Below are 25676 nucleotides of genomic sequence, written 5' to 3'. Positions count from 1 at the left end.
GCTTATTCCTCGGTTGCCATCGCAGATTCAGCGTGACCAGAAGCGTCATGATCGGACATGCCGTGTTCGGCGCTGTCGTGATGCATTCCACCCTTCTTCATGTGGCGCATCTGATCATCGCTCATGCCCAGCTCCATGCCGTCCATGTAGGGCGCCATGATCTGCTCATACAGGTTCGGCTTGACCTGACCATAGAAGGTCGGGGCAACGTCCTCGCTCGGCTCCTTGAGAGCGGCAAGACCAGCGTCATCCAGCACCTTGCTGCTGCCGCGTGCCTTCTCGATCCAGGCGTCGAAGTCGCCTTCGCTCATGACATGCGCCTTGAAGTGCATGTCGGCGAAGCCGGCGCCGCTATAGCTGGCAGAGATACCGTCGTAGGTACCCACTTCACTGCCGATCAGGTGCAGACGGTTTTCCATCCCCGCCATTGCATAGATCTGGCTACCGAGCTGCGGGACGAAGAACGAGTTCATCACCGTGTCGGATGTGATGTGGAAGCGAACCTGACGATCCACCGGCATGGCCAGTTCATTGACCGTAGCGATCCCCTGCTCCGGATAGATGAACAACCACTTCCAGTCCATGGACACGACCTGCACCTCGATCGGCTCACCGCCGTCGACGATCTCGGCACGCGGGTCCAGCTCGTGCGTGCTCTTCCAGGTCAGGATGCCCAGAGCGAGGATGATCAGGCACGGAATGCCCCAGACCACGATCTCGATCTTGGTGGAATGCGCCCAGTTGGGCGTGTAGGTCGCCTTGCTCTGCTTGGTATCGCGATAGCGCCAGGCGAACCACAGCGTCATGAAGATGACCGGGATAACAACCACGAGCATCAGGTAGGTAGCAGTCAGGATCAGCGACTTTTCGGATTCACCGATAGGCCCCTTGGGATCGAAGAGTACGGCGTCACAGCCGGACAGCATCAATAATCCCGCGAGGATAGGGAGTCCCCGCAGAGCCCCCCGCATTAGGCTTTTTCTCATCTCACGACCTCGTTGGAACACGCCATGGCGTCATGACGAGCCCACATGTGGAACACAGCGTTCGAAGAAATGACCAACAGGAAGCCGTCGATCTTTCGAACGAAATCAGAAGATTTCCCGCAGGCGGGCACAGGATAGAGAAAAGACAGGGGGGCTGACTACGGGGCAGGATGACGCACCAGGGGCCACATGCGGATGACTTCGGCCATCCGGTGCGCGCCAATCATGCCTTGAGCGGCATGAGTTCTCTCACGCTCGAGGGAGGTTAAGGCAGCGGGATCGGGTGGCGAAGCCGACACTCACGGCAATGATGTCGCGACAGTGCATGCCTTGCAGGGCCAGACAGCTTGTCATTCACCGGCCTTCTCCGCGATGCCAGCCCCCCTGCCCTGCTTGATGATGCCCGTGAGAATCACGACCTTGTCGCGCCACAATTCAGTGCATCCCCGCAGATGTCCTCGCCATCGGCGCACCAGGTGGCGTCGAAGCAACCACTGCCGCCACACGATACCGCGCAACAAAAACCCAATAAATGACCACTACTTGAAATAAAATGCCAAAAATTGTGCCGATGAGCCTTTCAAAAGTTGCTGAAGTACTCCCCCAACCCGGGCGAGAGAGGCGTTTTCCCGACATGATACTTGTATGAGGCCGGCGTTCATTGACGAGAAAACATGCATCATTATCGATCATGACCTGACAGGTAAATGCACCATGATGCGTCTCACATGATGCTGGCATTCCCGATCAACAGGGGACACTTTTTCGCAACCTTGGCATGGCATTCTCATGATCAATGCCGAACCAAATGGCCTGATGAGTGTCATTTTCCGTCATTCATTTACGCGGACTCACCACCTTTCTGCCAGATGACGCCCAGCCTTCCATCATAAAAAATACACAAATAAACACACTTCAGAAACCCTCTGGTTACCAATTTTGCACAAAAATCCGATTTCCCGCCCCCATTGTGTGACTTGAGTCAGACAAGGAATGAACTCGACCGCGGCGTCAGGAACAACATCCTCGAAAAAGGTCAAGACCTGCGACAATTGACCACACCAAAAATAGGGACAATGATCTGGGAGAATTTCCCGGGACCTTTTCCACGCCCAGCGGCCACACAGGTCTCTCTTCACCAGCACCACCGGCCTGAGGTCAGGCGCGATTCGCGTTCCCCATCAGCGATGATTCGCGGCCGCCACTCGCCGCGACGGCCAGATTCTTAAGCTCTCGGTCTAGCGGGCTCTTGGCTTGCCGGGTCTCTTGGCTTGCCGGGCTCTGGGCCTGGCGGGCTCTCACTCTCTCCAATGTCAGGGCCGTGCGACATGCTGGCTGAGCGGGTCGAGAGCCATGCCCTGTGACGGCAGCTCTGCAATGACAGCTCTGCGACGAAAGCTCTACAACAACAGCCCTGCGATGACAGCTCTAAAACATCGGCCCTACAACCAGAGCCCTGCAATGAGACCCTCACCATGACTGCCTCCTCGACCACGCATTCCCTCATCGCCGCCGACCAGCTTCCCGCAGGCATCCTCTATCGCCTGTTCTCGGGCAGCATCGCGCCCCGGCCGATCGCCTGGGTCTCGACCATCGACGCGGCAGGCAACACCAACCTCGCGCCCTTCTCGTTCTTCACCATCGCCAGCATCAATCCGCCGGTGCTCGCCTTCAGCCCGCTGCGCAATGGCGAAGGCAAGACCAAGGACACCCTCAACAACCTCGGGCAGGTGGCGGAGTGCGTCATTCACATCGGTGGCGAGGCGATGAGCGAGGCGCTCAATCTCACCAGCGCCAGTCTCGCCGCCGACGAGGATGAGTTCACCCACGCGGGTCTGAACAAGGTGGCCATGCCGCCGCTGGCGGTTCCGCGCGTGGAAGGCGCTCCGATCGCCTTCGGCTGTCGACTGCGCGACATCATCTCGTTCGGTGATCAGCCGCTGGCCGGTTCACTGGTGCTGGCCGAGGTGGTGGTGATGCATGCCGACGCAGCGGTCTGGGATGGGCGGCATGTCGACAATGAGGTGCTGCGTGCCATCGGGCGCATGGCCGGCAGTGACTATGCACGCACGGATAGCCTGTTCAGCCTACAGCGCCCCGAATGAGTTTCCGGCGCAGACAAGAAATCCATAAACTTTAATACAATCAATGCCTTTCAGCGCACCACAAGGATGGCTCAAGGTTTGACGACGCCACCTGCAACTGGCAGAAAGGCGCATGTTGCACAAGGCTTCAGACCAAGGTCTGAACGCTTCCACCAGGCGGGACAAGGTCCCTCATTCTGACTCGAGATGCCCACAGGAGCGGCTATCGAAAGAAAACATACGAGGTAACTCCATGTCATCGAATCCGTATGTGACGGATTACCAGATCGGTCAGGACAATGTTCAGCGACTCGGGCTGGATGTCCACAAGCCGGTCTTCACCATCAGTGCGCTGCTGATCGTGGGCTTCATCCTGTTCACGCTGCTGATGCCCGAGTCGGCCGAGTCGGCACTGGGCGGCGCCAAGGCATGGTCCATCACCCATGGTGATTGGCTGTTCATGCTCTCCAGCAACTTCTTCATCCTGTTCTGCCTGCTGCTGGTCCTGCACCCGGTCAGCCGCCTGCGTCTGGGCGGACGCGACGCCAAGCCGGAATTCAGCCGGATGGCCTGGTTCGCGATGCTGTTCGCAGCCGGCATGGGCACCGGCCTGATGTTCTGGGGGGTCGCCGAACCAGTGGCGTACTACACCGACTGGTCCGGCACGCCACTGAACGCGCCACCGCGCACGCCGGAAGGCGCAACGGCGGCACTCTCGGCCACCGTCTTCCACTATGGGCTTCACCCCTGGGCCATGTATGCCGTGATCGGCCTGTCGCTGGCCTTCTTCGCCTACAACAAGGGCCTGCCGCTGACGCTGCGCTCGGTGTTCTACCCCTTGCTGGGTGAACGTGTATGGGGCTGGAGCGGCCATATCATCGATATCGTCGCGGTGCTGGCCACCCTGTTCGGCCTTGCCACCTCTCTGGGGCTGGGCGCGGCACAGGCGGCCTCGGGGCTGGACCATCTGTTCGGCATCGGCGATGGGCTGGTCAGTCAGATCGGCGTGATCGTGGCGGTCACGCTCGCGGCCATCTACTCGGTGAGTCGCGGTCTGGATGGCGGCGTCAAACGCCTCTCCAATCTCAACATGATGCTGGCCGCGCTGCTGGTGGTGTTCCTGTTCATCGTCGGCCCGACCATGGACATCATCACCGGACTCGGCACCACCAGCGTCGGCTATCTGGAATATCTGCTGCCGCTCTCCAACTGGATCGATCGCCCCGACGAAGGCTGGTTCCATAGCTGGACCATCTTCTACTGGGCCTGGTGGATTTCCTGGTCGCCGTTCGTCGGCATGTTCATCGCGCGTATCTCGCGCGGACGCAGCGTGCGCGAATTCGTCACCGCCGTGCTGGTGGTACCGACCCTGGTCACCATCGTGTGGATGACCGTCTTCGGGGGCACCGCACTGGAAGAGGCGCGAGCCGCCGGCAGCGAGCTGGCCCAGGGCATCGATACTCCCTCGATGGCCATGTTCCAGATGTTCGACAGCCTGCCGCTGTCCTCCATCACCTCCTGCGTCGCCATCGTGCTGGTGCTGGTGTTCTTCGTGACCTCCTCCGACTCCGGCTCGCTGGTGATCGATTCCATCACCGCCGGTGGCAAGCAGGATGCCCCGACGCGCCAGCGCATCTTCTGGGCAGCGGCCGGCGGTCTGATCGCCTGTGCCCTGCTGTATGGCGGCGGCAGCACCGCGCTGAGTGCACTGCAGGCGGGCGCCATCTCCACGGGTCTGCCCTTCACGGTGGTGCTGCTGGTGATGTGCTTCTCGCTGTTCCGCGGTCTGCGCTGGGAGAAGCGCGAGTACGATCGCGCCAACGCAGCGACCTGAAACACTGCGTGCAGTGAAAAGAGGCGAGTGAGCACCCACGTAAAAGGGCCTGTCAGTCGACAGGCCCTTTTGTTCATCTGGCAATCAGTGTCAGTGCGCGGCGCGCAATCTTTCAGGAGTGCCGCGCCTAGCGCAGCCCCGGCAGCAGATACTTGTCCAGCGCCTGGCGCACCGACGGCAGCAGGATATCGGAGTGCATCACCAGCTCGCGCACCAGCTCCTGCAGGCCCGGCACGCCCACCTCGGCATGCTTTCTGAGTGCCATGCGCGCGCAGGTGTCCGCGCAGGCATGCTCGGAAATCTGCACGCCCAGCGCCACCAGCCGCTCACGAAAGTCTTCGTGATCAATCAGCTCCACGATCATCATCGTCATTCTCCTTGCTCGCTGACGGCGGGCATTGTCATTGGTATTGACCCACTCTGTTCTGAGCATAGCCCTTGTGAGGATAGCCGAAATGCACGACGGGCTGTCTCCGACATTCTGGTCAGACCGGGGCGCCCTCTGCGTGCCTGCCCACGCCACTGGCGTAGGCATTTGCGTCAGGCGCGTCTGGCTCGGTTGCGGTCTATTGCCTCGATCTATCCGCTCGGTCCAGCCCGCTTGCCATGTCCACCTCACATGTCCGCTTCAGCTCTCCACACCCGCCTCGGCGGGTTCGGCTCTGGCCAGACGGCAGGCGGCGTACTTGAACTCGGGAATCTTGCCCACCGGGTCGAGCGCCGGATTGGTCAACAGGTTGGCGGCGGCTTCGGCGTAGCAGAATGGCACGAAGACCATGCCGGCCGGCGTCAGCGGATCGGCGCGGGTGGCAAGAGTGATCTGGCCACGTCGCGTGGTGATCGAGAGCGGCTCGCCCGGCGTGATGCCCAGGCGCTCCAGCTCCACCGGATTGAGCGTGGCCACGGCGGCCGGCTCGAGATTGTCGAGTACCGCCGCGCGGCGCGTCATCGAGCCGGTATGCCAGTGCTCCAGCTGACGGCCGGTGGTCAACACCGTCGGATAGTCGTCATCCAGCGTCTCATCCGGCGGCGTGGGCCAGGTCGGCACGAAGCGGGCACGACCACTGGCGCGAGGGAAGCCCTCGCCGAATACCACATCCTCGCCCTCGCCCCCCGGCGTCAGGCACGGATAGGTCACCGAGTTCTCCTCGGACAGCCGCGCCCAGTCGATGTTGTCGAGGGAATCCATGCCCTTTTGCATCTCGGCGTAGATCTCCTCCGGCCCGGCGTAATCCCAGTCAAGCCCCATGCGCCGCGCCAGCTGCTGGGTGATCCACCAGTCCGGCTTCGCCTCGCCCGGGGCGCGCAGTGCCGCCCGGCCACGCTGCACCTGCCGGTTGGTATTGGTGACGCTGCCGTCCTTCTCCGGCCAGGCGTACGAGGGCAGCACCACATCGGCGAACTGCGCCGTCTCGGTGACGAAGATGTCCTGCACCACCAGGTGTTCCAGATGCGCCAGCGCGCTGCGCGCATGTTCGAGATCCGGGTCCGACATCGCCGGATTCTCGCCGAGAATGTACATGCCGCGGATCTGATCGGCGTGAATGGCGTGCATGATCTCCACCACCGTCAAGCCCGGCGTCGCCGAGAGCGGGGTCTGCCACAGCGCTTCCAGCCGCTCGCGCGCCGCCGTGTCACCCACCGGCTGATAGTCGGGGAACACCATCGGAATCATCCCGGCATCCGAGGCGCCCTGGACGTTGTTCTGCCCGCGCAGCGGGTGCAGGCCGGTGCCTTCACGCCCGACATGACCACACACCAGCGTCAGCGCGATCAGACAGCGCGCATTGTCGGTGCCGTGGGTGTGCTGCGAGATGCCCATGCCCCAGAAGATCATCGCGCGCCTGGCGGTCGCGTACTCGCGGGCCACGGCGCGAATCTCTTCTGCCGCCACGCCACACAGCGGCGACATCGCCTCCGGCGTCAGCGCCGCGACATGCTCCGCCAGCGCGGCGAAGTCCTCGGTGTGTGCCTCGATATAGGCCTGATTGGCCAGCCCCTCGGTGATGATGACGTTGAGCATGGCATTGAACAGCGCCACGTCCGCCCCTGGCGTGAACTGGATCGAGCGATGCGCCTGACGACGCAGCGCCAGCGCACGCGGGTCGATCACCACGATGCGCGTGCCACGCTTGGCGGCGCGCTTGAAGAAGGTCGCCGCCACCGGATGATTGACGCCCGGGTTGCAGCCGGTCAGCACGATCAGATCGGACTGCTCGGCCTGCATGAAGGAGGCACTCACACCGCCCGAGCCGACGCCTTCCATCAGCGCCGCCACCGAACTTGCATGACACAGGCGCGTGCAGTGATCGACATGGTTGGAGCCGAAACCGGTGCGCACCAGCTTCTGGAACAGCCACGCCTCCTCGTTGGTGCACTTGGCGCTGCCGAAGCCCGCCAGGCTGTCGGGCCCATGCGCACGCTTGAGGCGCATGAGCCCCTCGGCCGCGACCTCGAGGGCCTCGTCCCAGCTGGCCTCACGGAAGTGGGTCAGCGGATGGGCGGGGTCAAAGTTCGCATCCAGCCCCTTGGCCACGCCGTCACGGCGGATCAGGGGGCGGATCAGGCGCTCCGGATGGCGCGGATAATCGAAGCCGAAGCGCCCCTTCACGCACAGCCGGCCGTGGTTGGAGGGCCCATCGCGGCCACTGACCGCGATGATGTTGTCCAGCCGCGTATCCGCGACGCGCTGTCGGCGCTTGTCAGTGTTATGGGAGCCGCCGTCCGCCATGCCCTGCTGGGCATCCGCCAGGGTCGCAACCGGCTGGCCCTCGACACTCAACGCCTCGCCGCTGCCACGGCTGACTTGATACTCCAGCTGACAGCCCACGCCGCAGTACGGGCAGATGGAGGCGACGCGCTCATCGACGGCGGCGCTGTCGCCGAAGCCCTGCTCATCCACCTGGGCGGCGGGCATCAGGGCGCCGGTCGGGCAGGCCTGCACGCACTCGCCACAGGCGACGCAGGTGCTGTCGCCCATCGGGTCCTCGAGATCGAACACGATGCGCGTATTGCTGCCACGCCCCGCCAGCCCGATCACATCATTGACCTGCACCTCGCGACAGGCGCGCACGCACAGGCCACAGCTGATGCAGGCGTCATGATTGACCGCCATCGCGGTATGGGAGTGATCGAGAGCGCTGGCCTGCGTCGGCAACCACTCCTCCACAGTCTCCCCCAGCCACTCGCGGACCGTCTCGCGGGCGCCGCCCAGGGTCTCGCGAGCGTGCCCGACATCCACCGCCAGCAGCTCGGCCATCGCCATGAAGTGACTACTGACATCGGGATTGTGCGCCTCGGCGGGCATGTCGGCGGCGAGCAGCTCCACCACCATCGCACGCGCCTCGCCGGCACGCCGTGAACTGGCACTGCGCACCACCATGCCCGCCCGCGCCTCGCGGATGCAGCTGGCAGCGAGAGTGCGCTCGCCATCGATCTCGACCATGCAGGCGCGACAGTTGCCATCGCCGCGATAATCCGGCGCTTCGCTGTAGCAGAGGTGGGGAATCGTCTCGCCGGCACGCTTGGCGATCTTCCACAGCGTCTCGCCGGGATAGGCCGTCACCTCGGAACCATCCAGCGTGATGGTGAAGCCATCCTCGCGCAGCGGCTGATCATCCGAGGACGAGTTGCCCAACCCTGTCAGTGCATTCATGCCTCACCTCCCGTGGTGTCAGCCGCATGGCTCGTGGCGATCAAACGCACCCCGCTACTGGCGAGGGTCTCCCGGAAGTCCTTGAGCAGGCCGAGCACCGGATTGGGCGCGGCCTGACCAAGCCCGCAGATCGAGGCGTCCATCATCACCTGCGACAAGCGCGTCAGCAGCGTCTCATCCCACTCATCGCCGCTGAGCGCCGCCAGCATCTGGCGCGTGCCGACACGACACGGCGTGCACTGGCCGCAGGACTCGTCCATGAAGAAGCTCGTCAGATTGCGCGCCACCGCCGCCAGGTCGTCCTTATCCGACAGCACCACCACCGCGGCCGAGCCGATGAAGCAGCCGTGGGCCTGCAGGGTGTCAAAATCCAGCGGCAGGTCCGCCTTGCTGGCCGGCAGAATGCCGCCGGAGGCCCCGCCGGGCAGATAGGCACGCAGGCGATGGCCGTCGGCCATGCCGCCGCCATATTCCTCGACCAGTTCGCTGAGCGTGATGCCAGCCGGTGCCAGATACATGCCCGGGCGTCTGACGCGCCCGGAGAGCGAGAAGCTGCGCAGCCCCTGACGTCCCTGACGCCCGGCCGCAACGTAGTGGTCATGGCCTTCACGATGAAGCCGCGCGATCCAATAGACCGTCTCGACGTTGTTGACCAGGGTCGGGCGACCGAACAAGCCACATTGCGCCACGAAGGGCGGCCGCTGACGCGGCTTGCCGGGCTTGCCTTCCAGCGACTCGATCAGCGCCGATTCCTCGCCACAGATATAGGCGCCGGCGCCACGCCGTAGCTGGATATAGCCCGGCGCGACGAGGCCTGCGGCTTCCAGCTCCGCAATGCAGTCACGCAGCACCTCATTCAGGGTCGGGTATTCGTCGCGCAGATAGAGGTAGAGCGCCTCGGCCTCGATGGCATGCGCACTGGCCAGCGCGCCCTCGAGGAAGGTGTGCGGCTCACGCTCCAGATAGCAGCGGTCCTTGAAGGTGCCGGGTTCACCTTCATCGGCATTGATCACGCAATAGCGCGGCCCCGCCTCGGCGCGCACGAAGCCCCACTTGCGAAACGTCGGGAAACCCGCCCCGCCCAGGCCACGCAATCCGGCCTGTTCGATCATCTGCGCCAGGTCATCGATGCTGACCTCACCGCCATCCAGCGCGGCGAGCAGCCCATAGCCGCCACTGGCGCGATATTCCGCCAGCCGCGGATAGTCGAGACTCGCAGCCGGCGCCGCATGCACATGGCCCTCGGCAAGCGCCGCCGTGACGCCTTCCACGCTGGCGTGGCCGAGATGGTAATGCCCGACCTCCGCCACCGGCGCACTGTCGCAGCGTCCCATGCAGGGCGCACGCAGCACGCGCACCTGTTCGGGGTCCAGCCCCGAGGCGAGACCGGCGCGCAAGGCCTCGGAGCCGGCCAGCTGACAGGACAGCGAATCACAGACGCGCACGGTCAGTGCCGCGGGCGGCGTCTCGCCATCGCGAACCACGGTGAAATGGGCATAGAAGGTGGCCGTCTCGTAGACCTCGGCCATCGGCAGGCGCATCCACTCGGCCAGCGCGCGCAGATGGGCCAGCGTCAGGTAGCCGACCTCATCATTGAGCACGTGCAGATATTCGAGCAGAAGGTCACGCTGCGCCGGGGCATCGCCCAGCAGGCGCTGTACCTCGGCCCAGGCCTCGGCATCCAGCGGACGGCCGCGCAACTGGCTGCGCGAACGGCGGCGAGCGACAGGTGTCGGCTCGGTCAGGGTCTCAGGCGTCATGGCGGCACCACTGTGTTGTTATTGGGCAGGAGCAGGCAAGTACTGGCGTATCGCGCGAGGAGTGAAGTCTCGGGCGCGAAAGTGGTGCGCGGTCAGGGAGTACGCACCACTTTCCTTCACTGTAGATCGCAATCTACAAAGCGGGCACACCTGCGACAACCGCTCTGAGCGCTGAATCGCCCCCTGTGTCAGTCACGCATATGCCGGCGTCGTATCCAGCTAACTCGCTCTCGCCCAGCCCTCACACAATCACGAGGGCCGGTGGCGACCTGCCCCGCAGTCAGACTCGCCACCGCGCTCCGGATTGCCATTCCACCCCCTTCCCACATCGCAGCCCCGGGAGACACCCACGACAACACCTCGCTTCACGCCAGCTGCCCTGCCCGGCTGGCGACACCAATAACAACATGAGGTCACCACATGTCATCGAATCCGTATGACACGGACTACGAGATCGGCCAGGACAATGTCCAGGTCATGGGTCTCGATGTTCATAACCCCGTCTTCGCGATCAGCGCCGTGCTGATCGTCAGCTTCATCCTGTTTGCCATCCTCTTCCCAGCGGGCGCGGAAAGTGCCCTGGGCGGCGCCAAGGCCTGGTCCATCGCACATGGCGACTGGCTGTTCATGCTGGCCGGCAACCTCTTCGTGCTGTTCTGCCTGCTGCTGATCGTGCACCCGGTGGGCAAGCTGCGCCTGGGCGGTCAGAAGGCGAAGCCCGAGTTCTCGACACGCTCCTGGTTCGCGATGCTGTTCGCCGCTGGCATGGGCATCGGGTTGATGTTCTGGAGCGTCGCCGAACCGGTGGCCTACTACACCGACTGGTACGGCACGCCACTGAACGCACCCGCCGGGACGCCGGAAGGAGCACGCGCCGCGCTGGGCGCCACCATGTATCACTGGGGCCTGCATCCCTGGGCCATCTACGCCGTGGTCGGGCTGTCGCTGGCCTTCTTCACCTACAACAAGGGCCTGCCGCTGACCATCCGCTCGGCGTTCTACCCGATACTCGGTGAGCGCACCTGGGGCTGGATGGGGCATATCGTCGATATCCTCGCCGTGCTGGCGACCATCTTCGGTCTGGCGACTTCGCTGGGGCTGGGCTCCGCTCAGGCAGCATCGGGGCTGGACTACCTGTTCGGCGTCGGCGATGGCCTGCCGACCCAGATCGCGATCATCATCCTGGTGACGCTGGTGGCCATCTACTCGGTCAGTCGCGGCCTGGATGGCGGCGTGAAGCTGCTTTCCAACATCAACATGATCATCGCCGCTGTCCTGATCATCTTCATCCTCATTTTCGGGCCGACACTCGCCATTCTCATGGGCCTGGGCACCACCACCCTCAGCTATGTGGAATATCTGCTGCCGCTGTCCAACTGGATCGGCCGCCCCGATGAAAGCTGGTTCCACGGCTGGACCGTCTTCTACTGGGCGTGGTGGATTTCCTGGTCACCGTTCGTCGGCATGTTCATCGCACGTGTCTCGCGCGGCCGCACCGTACGCGAATTCGTCACCGCCGTGCTGCTGGTGCCGACACTCGTCACCATCGTGTGGATGTCAGTCTTCGGCGGTACCGCACTGGAACAGGCCATCAATGGCGTAGGCGCGCTGGCCAATGGCATCGATTCCGTGTCTCTGGCCATGTTCCAGATGCTCGACAACCTGCCGCTGTCCGGTGTGGCGTCCTTCATCGCCATCCTGTTGGTACTGGTGTTCTTCGTGACCTCCTCGGATTCCGGTTCGCTGGTGATCGATTCGATCACCGCCGGCGGCAAGGTGGATGCACCGATCAGCCAGCGCATGTTCTGGGCAGCGATGGAAGGCCTGATCGCCGGTGCCCTGCTCTATGGCGGCGGAAGCGCTGCGCTGGGCTCGCTGCAGGCGGGCGCCATCGCCACGGGGCTGCCGTTCACGCTGGTATTGCTGGTGATGTGCTATTCGCTGTTCCGTGGCCTGATGCAGGAAAAGAAGGCACAGGACATGCTCATTCGCCCGGTCGCCGGCGCCTGACATGCGGCGCTGACCATAGCTTTACTGACCAAGGCGGTACTGACTGACAGGCCGCAGGACATGGGCACAAAAAAACGCCGCCCCCGGCAACCGGGGGCGGCGTTTTCATTGGATGACCCGAACGTCATCCAGGCGAGATCAGGAGTTTTCCTGAGCCAGCTTCTGCACCTTCTTCATCAGGTCCGGGTCGTTCTGGACCGCTTGACCGATGGAGTTGAAGGTAGCGACTTCCAGACCGGAGTCTTCGACAGCGCTGACCATCTCGTCGTTGGCTTCCTGACGCACGCTCTGCTTGGCAGTCTCGTCGTCGGCTTTCTGCAGCTTGCCGGCGAATTCCTGAGAGATGCGTGCGATATCCTGAGAGGCCGCAGCGAACTGTTCCAGCTGAGCGTCAGTGAAATCGCCAGCCTGAGCCTGTGCCGCCTGGGCAGTAGACTGACCCTGGGCCGGTGCGTCAGCAGCGAACGCCGGTGCCGACATCATGCCCGCGGAAATCAGGGCAGCCGTCATGTATGCAGTCATCCGTTTCATTGCAGCCTCCAGCAGTGATCAATAAGTGTTTGCCCTAACTCAGACGGGCCTGACGACAGGATGTTCATTTTTTCATGCAACTCTTTGAAAACATTCTGTATCGCCAGAGTTACATGAGTCGCAGATCAGCAACGTGAAAACCGCGGGGCCGCGCATGGCGGGCATCATGACGGCTGGACGCGCATACAGCTTGCACCACGATTGTGAAAATATCTGCAGCAAGACGCGTGAAGTCTGCCCGCCATGCACTCGACCCGCCCTCGATACAGACATGCCTCTGCGCTCGCTACGCGCTCTAGCAAGGCATGTCACCTGCTGCCGCCGCTATCGGCATGTCGCCACTGGCCTTTTCACAGGCTGAATGAGGGCGGCATGTCGTGAAGTACCACATAAATCGCGCGCCAACGGGCAGCAAACTCTCGGCGACTGTCTTAGTCTTGAAGGAGAGGCTGTCATCCGGGTGTGCCATTCTCCTGTGCAACCTGCTTCTGCAGCCCAGGCTGGCTAGCCCAGCTCATAACATTCGTTGCCGGAGGACTGCCATGTCCACGCACATACCGTCTGCGCAGATAATATCCAAGCAGAGACTGTCCTCGCAGGTACTGTCCACACAGATACCGCCCGCGCTGCCTCGACGGCTCTCGCATCACAGGCTGACGCCGGGCCTGATGAGCCTCTTGTTGCTGGCCCTGCTGTTGAGCTCGCCGGTGCATGCCATCAGCCTGCTGGATTCGGACGCCGACCTGAACGCGCCCGCCGAGACATCCACTGGCGCACCACCGCCCCCGACCTCGCCGGAGACCGCGGAGACCACCATGACCGCCGCCAATGTCGACCCCGCCGCCAACCCGCTTTTGGGCGAGACCTGGAACCGACGCTCGCTGGTGCTGATCGCCCCGGATGAACAGGACCGGGATCTCGAGCGACAGCGCGAGGAACTGCGCGCCACGCGTGGCGAGATGCAGCAACGCGACATGACGCTCTATACGCTGATGGGCACGCGCGGCATCCACGATGGCGTGCCGATGAGCTTCGAGGAGGTGCGTGCCCTGCGCGATGCCATGCAACTGCGCGAGGGCGCGCCCTTCACCGTCATTCTGATGGGCAAGGACGGCGGCAAGAAGATGCAGCAGGAAGGCTTCGTCTCCCCCGACCAGATCTATCAGGTGATCGACAACATGCCGATGCGCCAGCGCGAAGCCAGTCAGGCAGCGCGCAAGCCCCCCCAGGGCACCGACGAACACACCTCGCCCGACCCCTTGAACGATGAGGACTGGCAGTGGGAGGAGTGACATTATCTGTAAGGAGCGACCTTCTGTGAGAAACGACCTTCTGTGATGCATGAAAAAGCCCCTGCCAGCCGAGCTGACAGGGGCTTTTTACCGTCTGCGCGGCTTCAGCGCAGCACGCCTTCCTCACGCAGCAGCTTGAGGATTTCCGCCGCGCCCTCCTCGACGCTCACGCCCTCCAGCCGCTTGCCACCACCCCCTTCGGCCTTGGCGGCCGCGGCCTTGAAGCGGTCCCGCGCGCTGGTCGCCTTGATACGCTTCAAGCGCTTGGGACGCTTGCGAGCCGGGGCCACGCCGAAGGCTTCGGCCTGCGCATCATGGACAAGCTCGCCGCTGGCCAGCGAAGAAAGCTCACCGCGCCGCGCCTGCGCGAAGGCCGACTGACGCGCCGCCGGTGCCGCGGAATCGACACTGACAAGCGCCGGCAGCTTCACGCGCAACCGTCGCCGCTGGCCACGCGGCAGCGCCTGCAAGGCGGTGAGATGCGCGCCATCGCAGCTCTCGATCGCGACGATACCCTCCACCAGCGGCCAGCCGAGACTCTCCGCCAGCAGATGCGGCAGCAGGCCGCTGCCCTCGCCGGTCTCGCCCTGGCCGCCACACACCACCAGCTGCGGTGCCGCCTGCTTGAGGCGCGTGACCAGCAGCGGCCAGACATCGATGACCGGTTGATCAGCAGCCTTGAGCGAATCGGCAGCCTTGAGCGACGAATCGACAGCCTTGAGCGACGAATCGACAGCCTTGAGCGGGTCAGCGCCAGGAGCATCCGGCGTCACCAGCGTCAACGACTCCAGCCCCATGCCCAGATAGCCGCGCAGCGCCTGATCCTGCTCGCTGCCGGGCGCGATCTCACTGCCACTGGCGTGCCAGGCGCTGAGGCTTACGGCACCGGGCGCCGACTGACGCTCCAGCGCCAGACACAGTTCCAGGGCGCGGGCGTCCTGCTCGGCGCGCCTCAGACGCCCCGAAACCGGGTGCTGCCCCAGCGACACCAGACTCACGACCTCAAGCGGTGCCGAGGCCTGCTGCGCAACGGATGAACGATCTGCCTTCATGTCCTTCTCCTTTCCCCTGTCGCAGGCGCGAGTTCAGGCCGCGTCGGCGGCAAGCGTGGCGGATGACGTACTGGATGACGCCGAGGGCGCGGCAGGCACCTGACCCGCCTGGGAGGCATCACCGCCGGCACTGCGTTCGGCCTCGAGCTGCTGGCAGAGACTGGCGAGAATCGCCCCGGCGTCACCGATCACCGAAAGATCGGCACGCTTGACCATGTCACAGCCGCCATCGGTGTTGATGGCCACCACCTTGTCGCAGCGCTGGATGCCCTGCAGATGCTGGATGGCCCCCGAGATGCCCACCGCGACATAGACCCGCGCCGTCACCCAGGTACCGGTGGCGCCGACCTGGCGGGCACGCGGCATGAAGCCGTCATCCACCGCCACCCGCGAGGCGCCTTCGGTGGCACCCAGCAGGCTGGCGGCGCGGTGGAAGCCATCCCAATCGCGGATGCCGTTGCCCGCCGAGAGAATGAATTCGGCCTCGCCCAGCGCGATCGCGGAGGGGTCGACGGCCACCGGGCCAAGATCTTCGATCACGTCTGGCACGGCGTGCGCGGTGCTGGCCGCCTCCCACTCGAGCGGCAGCGCGGCGTGGCGCACATCTTCCACCGGCTCGGCGCATTCCGCCTCGCACAGCACGATACGGGTCAGCGGGCGGGTCAGGTCCTGCTGACCATTGCCGCTGCGCCCGGTGACGTTCACCTCGGCAAGCTCGCCACGCCCGATGGCGGCAAGCTCGCCGTCGAGCTGATAGGCATTGCCGCTGGGCCGCGCCAGCGCATCGCCCCGGCACAGCAGGCGCGCACCGAGACGTCGGCCGCGTTCGCCGCCGCCGGTGCGGGATTCCGGCAGCAACCACAGCCGTGGTGCCAGCTTGCCATCGATGGCCTCAAGCTCCGCCAGCTGGGCCAGCGGCGCATAACCATCGTGGAGGGTATCGGCGAAGTGCAGCCAGCGATCGGCACCCGCCGCGCCGAGCCCGACACTGTCGGCGGCGTCACCATCCTCACGCAAGGTGCCGAAGGTGACGGCCAGCACCGCGCCCTGATGGGCGGGGTCGGCATCGGCGATCTGACGCGCCAGCCCCAGCACATCGCGGTCGTGACTCGAGAGTCGCCCACCGGTCATGTCCGGCACCACCGCGATCAGGAAGGCGGGTGATGCGATCTCGACCAGCGGCAGCACGCGCGCCTTGGCCACGACCGCGGGCTGGCCAGCACCCGCCGCGGCAGGCCCGGAGCGGCCACTGCGGTCGATGCGCTTGCGGCCATTGGCGGCGATGAAGTGGCCGACATGCGGGTCGCGACGCATCACGCCCTGCGGGCCCATCCAGCGTTCCTGAGGGGCTGCCGCGCCGCGGCCCAGCGCCTGCAGCGCGATGAGATGCTGCGGGTGCAGGCGATTGCGTGCCTGCTGCTCCAGACGCGGGTCACGGCGTGGCAACGCCTCTCGATGGGATACCGGTGGGCGCTCGGTTGCTTGTGGATCGACGGGAATCGTCATGCCGCCACCTCCGCGTCAGTGGGCTGCGTGGTCGACGCCGCCAAGCCTTGCGTGGACGCTTCCAGTACCAGCGCCCGCGCCATCAGTTCCGCCAGATCCAGCACCTGGGGTTCGGCTTCACCGGCCGGAGCCACCACGCCTTCCAGCATCGCGGTGCACTGCGGGCAGCCGACCGCCACGACCTCGGCGCCGGTCTCGCGCACATCGCCCATGCGCATGTCGGGGATACGCTGCTTGCCGGGGATGTCCGTCACCGGCGCGCCGCCACCGCCGCCGCAACAGCGCGAGCGGAAACCGGAGCGCTGCATCTCGCGCACTTCCAGTCCCAGCGCCGCCAACAAGCTACGCGGCGCCTCGAATTCACCGTTGTAGCGCCCCAGATAGCAGGGGTCGTGCCAGGTGACCGAGCCGAGCGTCGCCAGCTTGGTGGCATCGAGGCTCAGACGACCCGCCGCCAGCAGCTCGTTCATGTAGCTGGTGTGGTGGTTGACGAGGTAGTCGCCACCGAAGGCGGCATATTCGCGCCCCAGCACATGGAAGCTGTGCGGATCGCAGGTGATGATGCGCGCGAAGCGATACTTCGACAGGGTGGCGATATTGCGGGTGGCCAGCGACTGGAAGGTCGCCTCATCCCCCAGGCGGCGCGCCACGTCGCCACTGTCACGTTCTTCCGCACCGAGGATGGCGAAATCGACCCTGGCGGCGCGCAGCACCTGCACGAAGGCACGCAGCGTGCGCTGGTTGCGCATGTCGAAGGCGCCATCGCCCAGCCACAGCAGCGCTTCCACCGGACGCGGATCACGCGCTGCCTCGCGGGCGGCCTGCAGCTCGGCGATGCGCGGCAGGTCGAGATCCGCTGCCCAATGCAGACGCGCTTCGAGCGCGAAGCCGCCCGGATTGTCGGTGGCGATCAGGTTGTCGAGCACCTCGACACCCTTGCCCGGCGTCGCACCCTGCTCCAGCGTCATGTGACGGCGCATGTCGACGATGGCATCGACGTGCTCGATCATCATCGGGCACTCCTCGACGCAGGCGCGACAGGTGGTGCAGGCCCACAGGGTTTCCGGCTCGACCAGTACCTTGAACTCGTGGATCAGCTTGTCGCCATCTGTCGCCTCACCCGCAGCGCCCGATGCCGCCTTGATCTGGATCGGTCCAGAGGCAACGGTCTGGCTATCAGAGTCAACGGCCTGAGTTGCCGGGCGAGCATGCGGAGAGGCCCCGACGATGGCCTGCTGCGGGCCGCCGCCATGCTGGCCGGGCGCGCGCCTGGGCTCATCGCCCGGATAGGGCGAACCGGCGTAGGCGGCATCGCTGCCACCGGCCATGCCGACCACCATGTCCTGAATCAGTTTCTTGGGATTGAGCGGCTGACCGGCCGCGAACGCCGGGCACACCGCTTCACAGCGCCCGCATTGCACGCAGGCATCGAAGCCCAGCAGCTGACGCCAGTTGAAATCGGACGGCTTGCCGACACCCAGCGGTGCCTCGCGGTTGGTCAGGTCCAGCGGCAGCAGCGCGCTGTCGCGGATGCCAGCACTGTCACGGGTGCTGAAACGTGCCGGACGCCGATGGAAGGCCAGATGCAGCGCACCGGCGAAGGCATGCTTCATCGGCCCGGTGATGCGCGAGCCGCCGCCGGTCATGCCGACGATCATCTCGAGCAGCCCCCAGGCGATGCCCGCTACCAGCACCAGCCCGAGAATACCGCCGGAGATCATGCCGCCGACGCCTTCCGGCAGCACCAGTGACAGACTCATCACGAACAGGCTGGCGGAGAACACCAGCAGGCTCTTGGGCAGACGCATCCACGGGCCACGCGACAGGCGCGCCGGCGGGTCGAGGCGACGACGACGCACGAACAGCGCGCCACCGAACATCGCGCCACTGGCCAGCAGCAGCAAGACGCCCAGCCAGGCGGAGTCGATGCCGAAGCCGTAGACCACCACCATCAGCAGCGCCGCGGCCACGAAACCACCCCCGGTGGCGACGTGGGTGTTGGCCATATAGCGGTCCCGCGCGACCACGTGGTGCAGGTCCACCCCGTAGCGGCGCGGTACCTTGGCAAGGCTCGCGATCAGCTCTCCCACACTCATGGACGTGGCGTCCGCCCGCCCCTGGCGCCACAGGCCGATGCGCTTGACCGCGCCGATGGCAGCCAGCGCCAGCGCGGTGAAGATCAATACCGACAAGATCGTGTCATTCATGCTGCTCACCCTCTTTCTTCAAGCCCGCTGTCGACCGGACGACTGCCGAGCCGGCGCACAGGAGCAGCCGGCTCGGCAGATCACGTCATCAGAAGTCCTTGCACAGACGCAGGGCGTCATAGATGGCGGCGTGGGTGTTGCGCGGTGCGTTGCAGTCACCGAGGCGGAACAGCAGGTATTCATTGCCTTCGGTGGCCTGGCTCAGGCACGGCTGCGGCTTGATGGCGTAGAGCGACTCGACGTCGATCTGGCCCTTGTTGAGCGAGCCGTCCTTGAAGGCGTAGTAGAGCGCCTCATCCGGACGCACGCCGTTCTCGACCACGATCTGATCGACGACGCGCTCTTCCAGCGTGCCGGTGTATTCGTTCTCGAGCACCGCCACCAGCCCCTCGCCTTCGCGGTAGACCTCATGCAGCACCATGTCGGAGGTCATCACGACTTCCTTGGCATACAGGCTGCGGTAGTAGGTCGGGAAGGTGGTACCGCCGACCGCCGCACCCGGCTTGATGTCGTCGGTGACGATCTCGACCCTGGCGCCCTTGTCGGCCAGATAGTCGGCCACCGAGACCCCGGAGAACTCGCAGATGCTGTCGTAGATCAGCACGTTGCTGCCCGGCGCGACGCGCCCATCCAGCACGTCCCATGAAGAGACGATCAGGCTCTTGGCCGGGTCTTCGTCGTAGCCCCAGGACGCGAACTGGTCCATGAACGGACGACCGCCCACCGCGAGAATCACCACATCGCCACGCAGGTCACGGATGGTGGCCTCATCGGCTCGGGTACCGAGGCGCAGGTCGACCTTCAGGCGCGCCAGTTCCAGCTGGTACCAGCGCGTGATGCCGGCGATCTGATCGCGCTGCGGCGCCTTGGCCGCGATGGTGATCTGGCCGCCCAGCTCGTCACGGGCCTCGAACAGCGTCACGTCGTGGCCGCGTTCGGCGCACACTCGGGCCGCCTCCATGCCGGCCGGACCGCCGCCGACGATGACGACCTTGCGCACCGGGCCGCTGGTCTTCTCGATCTGATGCGGCAGGCCCATGTATTCGCGCGAGGTGGCGGCATTCTGGATGCACAGCACGTCGAGGCCCTGATACTGGCGGTCGATGCAGTAGTTGGCGCCGACGCACTGCTTGATCTGGTCGAGCTGGCCCATCTTGATCTTGGCGATGATGTGCGGGTCGGCGATGTGGGCGCGGGTCATGCCGACCATGTCGACATAGCCGCCTTCCAGAATGCGCTCGGCCTGGTTGGGGTCCTTGATGTTCTGGGCGTGGATCACCGGAATCGAGACGACTTCCTTGATGCCGGACGCCAGGTGCAGGAAGGGTTCCGGCGGGTAGGACATGTTGGGAATGACGTTGGCGAGGCTGTTGTGGGTATCACAGCCCGAGCCGATCACGCCGAAGAAGTCGAGCAGACCGGTGGCATCGTAATAGGCCGCGATCTGCTTCATGTCGTCGTGGGACAGGCCATCGGGATGGAATTCATCGCCACAGATGCGCATGCCGACCACGAAGTCGTCGCCGACTTCGGCGCGCACCGCCTTGAGCACCTCGAGGCCGAACTTCATGCGACCCTCGAAGCTGCCGCCCCACTCATCGGTGCGCTTGTTGACGCGCGGGCTCCAGAACTGGTCGATCAGGTGCTGGTGCACGGCGGACAGCTCGACGCCGTCCAGGCCGCCTTCCTTGGCACGCCGTGCTGCCTGGGCGAAATCGGCGATGATGCGCTGGATCTCCTCCACCTCGATGGTCTTGCAGGTGGAACGGTGTACCGGCTCGCGGATGCCGGACGGTGACATCAGCGAGGTCCAGTCGAAGCCGTCCCAGCGCGAGCGACGGCCCATGTGGGTAATCTGGATCATGATCTTGCCGCCATGCTTGTGCACGGCATCGGCCAGATTCTGGAAATGCGGGATGATGCGGTCGGTCGACAGATTGACGGAGCTCCACCAGCCCTGCGGGCTATCGATGGAGACCACCGAGGAGCCACCACAGATGCACAGGCCACATCCGCCCTTGGCCTTCTCTTCGTAGTAGCGCACGTAGCGCTCGGTGGTCATGCCGCCATCGGTGGCATACACCTCGGCGTGGGCGGTACTGACGACGCGGTTGCGGATGGTCAGCTTGCCGATCTCGATCGGCTGGAAGAGTGCGTCGAATGCCATGGTGAGAGCTCCTCGCCGGGGTGAGCACCGCCTTGTCACGCCGGCCTGGCCTGCCCGCCGCCACGAGTCGTTGCTGGTGGCGGCGGGGTTGGCGTCAGGCGTCTTGCATGTCAGGAAAGGCGGCGCTCAGGCGTTGCGTTGTCGTTGTTGTGGGTGGTGAGTGTCGTGACAGAGAGATGATCGGGCAGCCGGCCTGTGCTGTTGCCTTTTGCCTGGGCCGGGCCTGGGCCTTGACCCGAGCCATGGAATAGAGAGTGGCGGATCCGAAAACGTCACACTGTTCCGGGAGCGACCTCGAAATACCCCACGTCACAGCCTTCCTCACCGCCGCTCTGGGTCTGGACGGCGACGGTGCGCAGTTCGCTGCCACGCGCAGCCAGAATCTGGTCCATCGCGCCGGCGAACCAGCCGGTGAACATGTACTCGAGCCTGGTGCCGGTCTTGCCCTGCTGATAGACGAAGCAGGAGTGTTCCAGGCGCACCTTGCAGGTACCGCGCTCCAGATCGATCTCCTCGGTGATGAACAGACCCCAGCCACGCTGCGACAAGCGCTTCATGTAGTGCTCGAAGACTTCCACGCCGACCAGGCCATGCAGCTCGGCTTCCTTCTCGCACCAGTGCCAGGCGCTCTTGTAGCCGGCGTGATAGAGAATCTCGGCGTATTTCTCCACGCCCAGCGCCTCTTCCACCGCGACATGGTTGTTGATGAAGAAGTGGCGCGGCACGTACAGCATCGGCAGCGCATCGGACGTCCAGACGCCAGTCTCGCTATCCACTTCGATCGGCAGTTCAGGGGCCATCTTGCTCATGTCGGTGTCCTCCAAAGGGGGCTTGAGGGAATTGCAAAAGAGAGATCAGGAAAGAAAGATCAGGAAAGCGCGATCAAGAAAGTACGATCAATAAAGGGCACAGGCAGCCAGACTCAGCCGCCCCAGACATTTTCCAGCGTGCGCAGCCAGTTCTCGCCCATGATCTTGCGCACCTGATGCTCGCTCATGCCGCGACGCAGCAGCGCCTCGGTCAGATTGGGGAACTCGCCGATGGTGCGGATGCCTTCCGGATTGACGATCTTGCCGAAGTTGGTGAGACGACGGGCGTAGCCCTTGTCGTGAGTCAGCCACTCGAAGAAGTCCTGGCCGTGGCCCTGGGTGAAATCGGTGCCGATGCCGATGGCATCCTCGCCGACCAGGTTCATCACGTATTCGATGGCCTCGACGTAGTCGTCGACGGTGGCGTTGACGCCGGCCTTGAGGAAGGGGGTGAACATGGTGACGCCGACGAAACCGCCGTGTTCGGCGATGAAGCACAGCTCGGCATCGGACTTGTTGCGCGGGTGGTCCTTGAGACCGGCCGGCGCGCAGTGGGAATAGCAGACAGGCACCTTGGACTCGAGGATGACTTCCTCGGAGGTCTTCGAGCCGACGTGGGAGAGATCACACATCACGCCGACGCGGTTCATCTCGGCGACCATCTCGCGGCCGAAGCCGGACAGGCCGCCGTCGCGCTCGTAGCAGCCGGTGCCGACCAGATTCTGGGTGTTGTAGCACATCTGCACGATGCCCACGCCGAGCTGCTTGAAGACATCGACATAGCCGATCTGGTCTTCATAGGCGTTGGCATTCTGGAAGCCGTAGATGATGCCGGTCTTGCCGGCGGCCTTGGCGGCGCGGATGTCGGCGGCCGTGCGCGCCACGCAGACCAGATCACTGCTCTCGGCGATCAGCTGGTTGCTCTTGACGATGTTGTTGACGGTCGCCTGGAAGCCTTCCCAGACCGAGACAGTGCAGTTGGCAGCGGTCAGACCGCCCTTGCGCATGTCCTCGAACAGCTCGCGCTGCCACTTGGCGATCACCAGACCATCGATGACGATGCTGTCATCGTGCAGGGCGCGGGCCGCATCGGACCCACCGAAGGAGGAGGAGAATTCGGACATCATGTCGCTCCGGCGCTGGGCAGGCGGCTCTGGAAGTCAGGTCACTGCCCGTACCCGGCGGACAGGGCCTGCCGGAACACGATCTCCAGCAGGCTGTGCCAGCATAGTCCTGCCCTCTTTCCCCTCTGACGCCAGATGCGACCCGTGGCTATCGAATCGCGTCAGGGCTGTCGTTTCTGAAACGACGACGCCCCGACTCGAGAGAGCCGGGGCGTCGTGGGACAGCCGATGGTGTAGCGTCGGCCGGTCAATGCGCGGGGGACAGCTCCTTGAGCGAAGGCAGCAGGTCCCAGCTCAGCCAGCCACGCGGCTGTTCCAGACGCTTCAAGTAGCCCATGCCGAGATTGTTCATCTGACGGCGCGTCCAGCTGGCGCGGCGCTGGATATAGGCCGAGGGCTTGCCGGCATTGAAGCGGATCGGGTTGGGCAATACCGCCGCCAGCAGACTGGCCTGGTAGGCGGAAAGGCTGGCGGCATCGGTATTGAAGTGATGCTCGGCTGCGGCCTCGACGCCGAAGACCCCCGGCCCCCATTCGGCGACATTCAGGTAGACCTCGAGAATGCGCTCCTTGGGCCAGATCATCTCGATCAGGATGGTGAACCAGACCTCCAGCCCCTTGCGCACCCAGCTGCGCCCGTTCCACAGGAAGACATTCTTGGCGGTCTGCTGGCTGATGGTACTGGCGCCACGCAGACGCTCACCGGCCAGCCGTGCATCGATGGCCTTGACGATCTGATCGACATCGAAGCCGTAGTGATCGGGGAATTTCTGGTCTTCCGAGGCGATCACCGCCAGACGGGCATTGTTGGAAATCTGCTCCATCGGCACCCAGTCATGCTGCAGCGCCATCGGCTCGCCGGTGACCAGGCCATAGCCCCACTTCTCCAGCATCACCATCGACACCGGCAGCGGCACGAAGCGCAGCAATACCACCAGTCCGATGCAGGCCACCATCCAGCAGGCGACGACCTTGAATGCCCACACCGCCAGCCAGCGCAGACGCTCCATCGGGCGCATGCCGGCACGCGGCGCCGGACGGCGTGTCGCCCCGCGCCGCACACCCGCCACACGCTCCGTGCCTTCCTGCCTGCGTTGCTGTCCTCGTGCCATCCCTTGCCGTCCCCTGTCGTGCGTGTCGTGGCTCGCCGCCGAGCCATTGTCGTGTCAGCCACTGCTTCCTGGTGCCTTCGAGTGTACCAGAGCGTGCCGGTGGCTCCTGTGAAAACGACAACGCCCCTGCCGGAGCGGCAGAGGCGTTGGACGTTGCGGGAAGCTGCTGTCAGTCGGCAGGCATCAGCCCTGCAGGCGCACGCTGGCGTAGGTCGGCTCACCGCGCGCATTGGCCAGTGCCAGAATCGCCGAGGAGACGGGGGACTCGCTGGCCGGTTGCAGGGGCGCGTTGCCAACCATGCTCTGGCCGATCGACTGGTGCAACAGCCCTTCCAGACTGGCGACACCGGTCAGCTGGTGATCGCCATCGGCGCGACACGGCACCTCCAGCACGCTGACACTGCGCTCGCCACCGATGCGCTCGTCACGCGGCGGCATGCCGAAGTACTCGCGGTAGCACTTGGAGAAGTGCGGCGTGGACACGAAGCCACAGGCCGAGGCCACCTCGATGATCGACAGCGCCGTCTGCTTGAGCAGCTGACGCGCGCGGGTCAGGCGCAGCTTGAGGTAGTAGCGCGACGGCGAGCAGTGCAGATACCGCTGGAACAGCCGCTCCAGCTGACGACGCGAGACATCGACATAGTGCGCCAGCTCGTCCAGCCCGATGGGCTCTTCCAGATTGGCCTCCATCAGCGCGACGATTTCCAGCAGCTTGGGCTGGGTGGTGCCCAGCACATGCTTGAGCGGCACGCGCTGCTGGTCCTGCTCGCCACGTACGCGATCGCAGATGAACATCTCGGAGATGCCCGCCGCCAGCTCGCGGCCATGCTCGCGACCGATCATGGTCAGCATCATGTCCATCGGCGCGGTACCGCCGGAGGCCGTGGCGCGGTCCTGATCGATGGAGAACAGTCGTGTGGTCAACGGCACGCGCGGGAAGGCTTCCTGCATCGCGGCCAGACACTCCCAGTGGATGCTTGTCTCATGGCCTTCGAGCAGCCCCGCCTGGGCCAGCGCCCAGCTGCCGGTGCAGACGGCACCCAGCTTGCGGCCGGCACGCGCCTGGGCCTGCAGCCAGCTGACATGCGGACGATGCACGGAACGCTGGATGCCGACGCCGCCGCACACGATGACGATATCCAGCGGCGGGCAGGCCTCGGTGGAGGTATCGGGCGTGACCTGCAGGCCATCGCTGGCACGCACGGGGGCGCCTTCCAGCGTCACGGTATACCAGCGGTACAGCTCGCGTCCGGCCAGCTGATTGGCCATGCGCAGCGGTTCCACCGCCGAGGCCAGCGAGATGAGCGTGAAGCTGTCGAGCAGCAGGAAGCCGATGGTCTGTGGCTGGCGCGTCTCGCCGGCCATTCCTGCAGCGGATGAGTGAGCTTCGTACGGGCGGGCGAAACGGCCACTGGTCAATGCCATGAGGGGAGTCCTTCTCTATATCTGCTTGAGTGGCAGACCGGGGCCTCGTGGTGCCCTCTCCCGTGGCCTGATGAGGCCGGCGGGGGTCCGCAGTATTATCGTTATTGGGTCTCAGCAGGGAGC

General features: G+C 64.7%; 17 protein-coding genes. 4 read left to right on the top strand and 13 right to left on the bottom strand.

Annotated elements, in window-relative coordinates; translation table 11 throughout:
• Positions 1-2 precede the first annotated feature (2 nt).
• On the bottom strand, positions 3-971 hold the full coding sequence (gene cyoA / locus U0O11_RS02165) for a ubiquinol oxidase subunit II (protein ID WP_082388205.1): 969 nt from the start codon (positions 969-971) through the stop codon (positions 3-5).
• Between the two features lie 1490 nt (positions 972-2461).
• Between cyoA and U0O11_RS02160 the strand changes: the two genes are divergently transcribed.
• On the top strand, positions 2462-3091 hold the full coding sequence (locus tag U0O11_RS02160; protein WP_052384477.1) for a flavin reductase family protein: 630 nt from the start codon (positions 2462-2464) through the stop codon (positions 3089-3091).
• Positions 3092-3323: 232 nt separating this feature from the next.
• Entirely contained in the window at positions 3324-4904 is a 1581-nt protein-coding gene (locus U0O11_RS02155) for a BCCT family transporter (RefSeq protein ID WP_043333147.1), read from the top strand.
• Between the two features lie 127 nt (positions 4905-5031).
• Here the strand turns inward: U0O11_RS02155 and U0O11_RS02150 are convergent, their stop codons facing one another.
• The 3 genes from U0O11_RS02150 to U0O11_RS02140 form a co-directional block, all read right to left on the bottom strand.
• Positions 5032-5271, bottom strand: coding sequence for a hypothetical protein (locus U0O11_RS02150; RefSeq protein ID WP_043333148.1), 240 nt, complete (start codon positions 5269-5271; stop codon positions 5032-5034).
• A gap of 261 nt (positions 5272-5532) precedes the next feature.
• Complete coding sequence (locus U0O11_RS02145; protein WP_324691435.1) at positions 5533-8559, bottom strand: molybdopterin-dependent oxidoreductase; 3027 nt, start codon at positions 8557-8559, stop codon at positions 5533-5535.
• Positions 8556-10319 (bottom strand): NADH-ubiquinone oxidoreductase-F iron-sulfur binding region domain-containing protein, encoded by a 1764-nt coding sequence (locus tag U0O11_RS02140; protein WP_324691433.1) that lies wholly within the window; start codon positions 10317-10319, stop codon positions 8556-8558. The genes U0O11_RS02145 and U0O11_RS02140 overlap by 4 nt, the downstream gene beginning before the upstream one ends.
• 420 nt (positions 10320-10739) lie before the next feature.
• On the opposite strand from U0O11_RS02140, the gene U0O11_RS02135 reads away from it, so the two are divergent.
• Positions 10740-12329 (top strand): BCCT family transporter, encoded by a 1590-nt coding sequence (locus tag U0O11_RS02135; protein ID WP_043333742.1) that lies wholly within the window; start codon positions 10740-10742, stop codon positions 12327-12329.
• A 138-nt stretch (positions 12330-12467) separates the two neighbouring features.
• On the opposite strand, the gene U0O11_RS02130 is transcribed toward U0O11_RS02135, so the two are convergent.
• Complete coding sequence (locus U0O11_RS02130) at positions 12468-12860, bottom strand: DUF4168 domain-containing protein (RefSeq protein ID WP_043333741.1); 393 nt, start codon at positions 12858-12860, stop codon at positions 12468-12470.
• 668 nt (positions 12861-13528) lie between these two features.
• On the opposite strand from U0O11_RS02130, the gene U0O11_RS02125 reads away from it, so the two are divergent.
• Positions 13529-14152 carry a DUF4174 domain-containing protein gene (locus tag U0O11_RS02125; protein WP_324691427.1) on the top strand — a complete coding sequence of 208 codons (624 nt, stop codon included), beginning with the start codon at positions 13529-13531 and terminating at the stop codon, positions 14150-14152.
• A gap of 104 nt (positions 14153-14256) precedes the next feature.
• Here U0O11_RS02125 and U0O11_RS02120 read toward each other — a convergent pair whose 3' ends face one another.
• The 8 genes from U0O11_RS02120 to U0O11_RS02085 form a co-directional block, all read right to left on the bottom strand.
• On the bottom strand, positions 14257-15204 hold the full coding sequence (locus U0O11_RS02120; protein ID WP_324691425.1) for an electron transfer flavoprotein subunit beta: 948 nt from the start codon (positions 15202-15204) through the stop codon (positions 14257-14259).
• A 33-nt stretch (positions 15205-15237) separates the two neighbouring features.
• Positions 15238-16710 carry an electron transfer flavoprotein subunit alpha/FixB family protein gene (locus tag U0O11_RS02115; RefSeq protein ID WP_324691423.1) on the bottom strand — a complete coding sequence of 491 codons (1473 nt, stop codon included), beginning with the start codon at positions 16708-16710 and terminating at the stop codon, positions 15238-15240.
• Complete coding sequence (locus U0O11_RS02110) at positions 16707-18917, bottom strand: (Fe-S)-binding protein (protein WP_324691421.1); 2211 nt, start codon at positions 18915-18917, stop codon at positions 16707-16709. The genes U0O11_RS02115 and U0O11_RS02110 overlap by 4 nt, the downstream gene beginning before the upstream one ends.
• 88 nt (positions 18918-19005) lie before the next feature.
• The gene (dgcA, locus tag U0O11_RS02105) at positions 19006-21084 is read right to left on the bottom strand and encodes a dimethylglycine demethylation protein DgcA (RefSeq protein WP_324691418.1); all 2079 of its coding nucleotides are present in this window, start codon (positions 21082-21084) and stop codon (positions 19006-19008) included.
• A gap of 272 nt (positions 21085-21356) precedes the next feature.
• Positions 21357-21893, bottom strand: coding sequence for a DUF5943 domain-containing protein (locus U0O11_RS02100; protein WP_107335564.1), 537 nt, complete (start codon positions 21891-21893; stop codon positions 21357-21359).
• A gap of 113 nt (positions 21894-22006) precedes the next feature.
• The gene (locus U0O11_RS02095; protein ID WP_324691413.1) at positions 22007-23017 is read right to left on the bottom strand and encodes a dipeptidase; all 1011 of its coding nucleotides are present in this window, start codon (positions 23015-23017) and stop codon (positions 22007-22009) included.
• 247 nt (positions 23018-23264) lie between these two features.
• Complete coding sequence (gene mtgA, locus U0O11_RS02090) at positions 23265-24026, bottom strand: monofunctional biosynthetic peptidoglycan transglycosylase (protein WP_082388235.1); 762 nt, start codon at positions 24024-24026, stop codon at positions 23265-23267.
• Between the two features lie 285 nt (positions 24027-24311).
• Complete coding sequence (locus U0O11_RS02085; protein WP_043333766.1) at positions 24312-25493, bottom strand: GlxA family transcriptional regulator; 1182 nt, start codon at positions 25491-25493, stop codon at positions 24312-24314.
• Between the last annotated feature and the right edge of the window lie 183 nt (positions 25494-25676).

This window comes from Cobetia sp. D5 (genome assembly GCF_035666195.1).
In the GTDB taxonomy this organism is placed as follows: domain Bacteria; phylum Pseudomonadota; class Gammaproteobacteria; order Pseudomonadales; family Halomonadaceae; genus Cobetia; species Cobetia amphilecti.
Note: the sequence above shows the minus strand (reverse complement) of the source record. Positions and strands in the feature narration are given on the sequence as shown.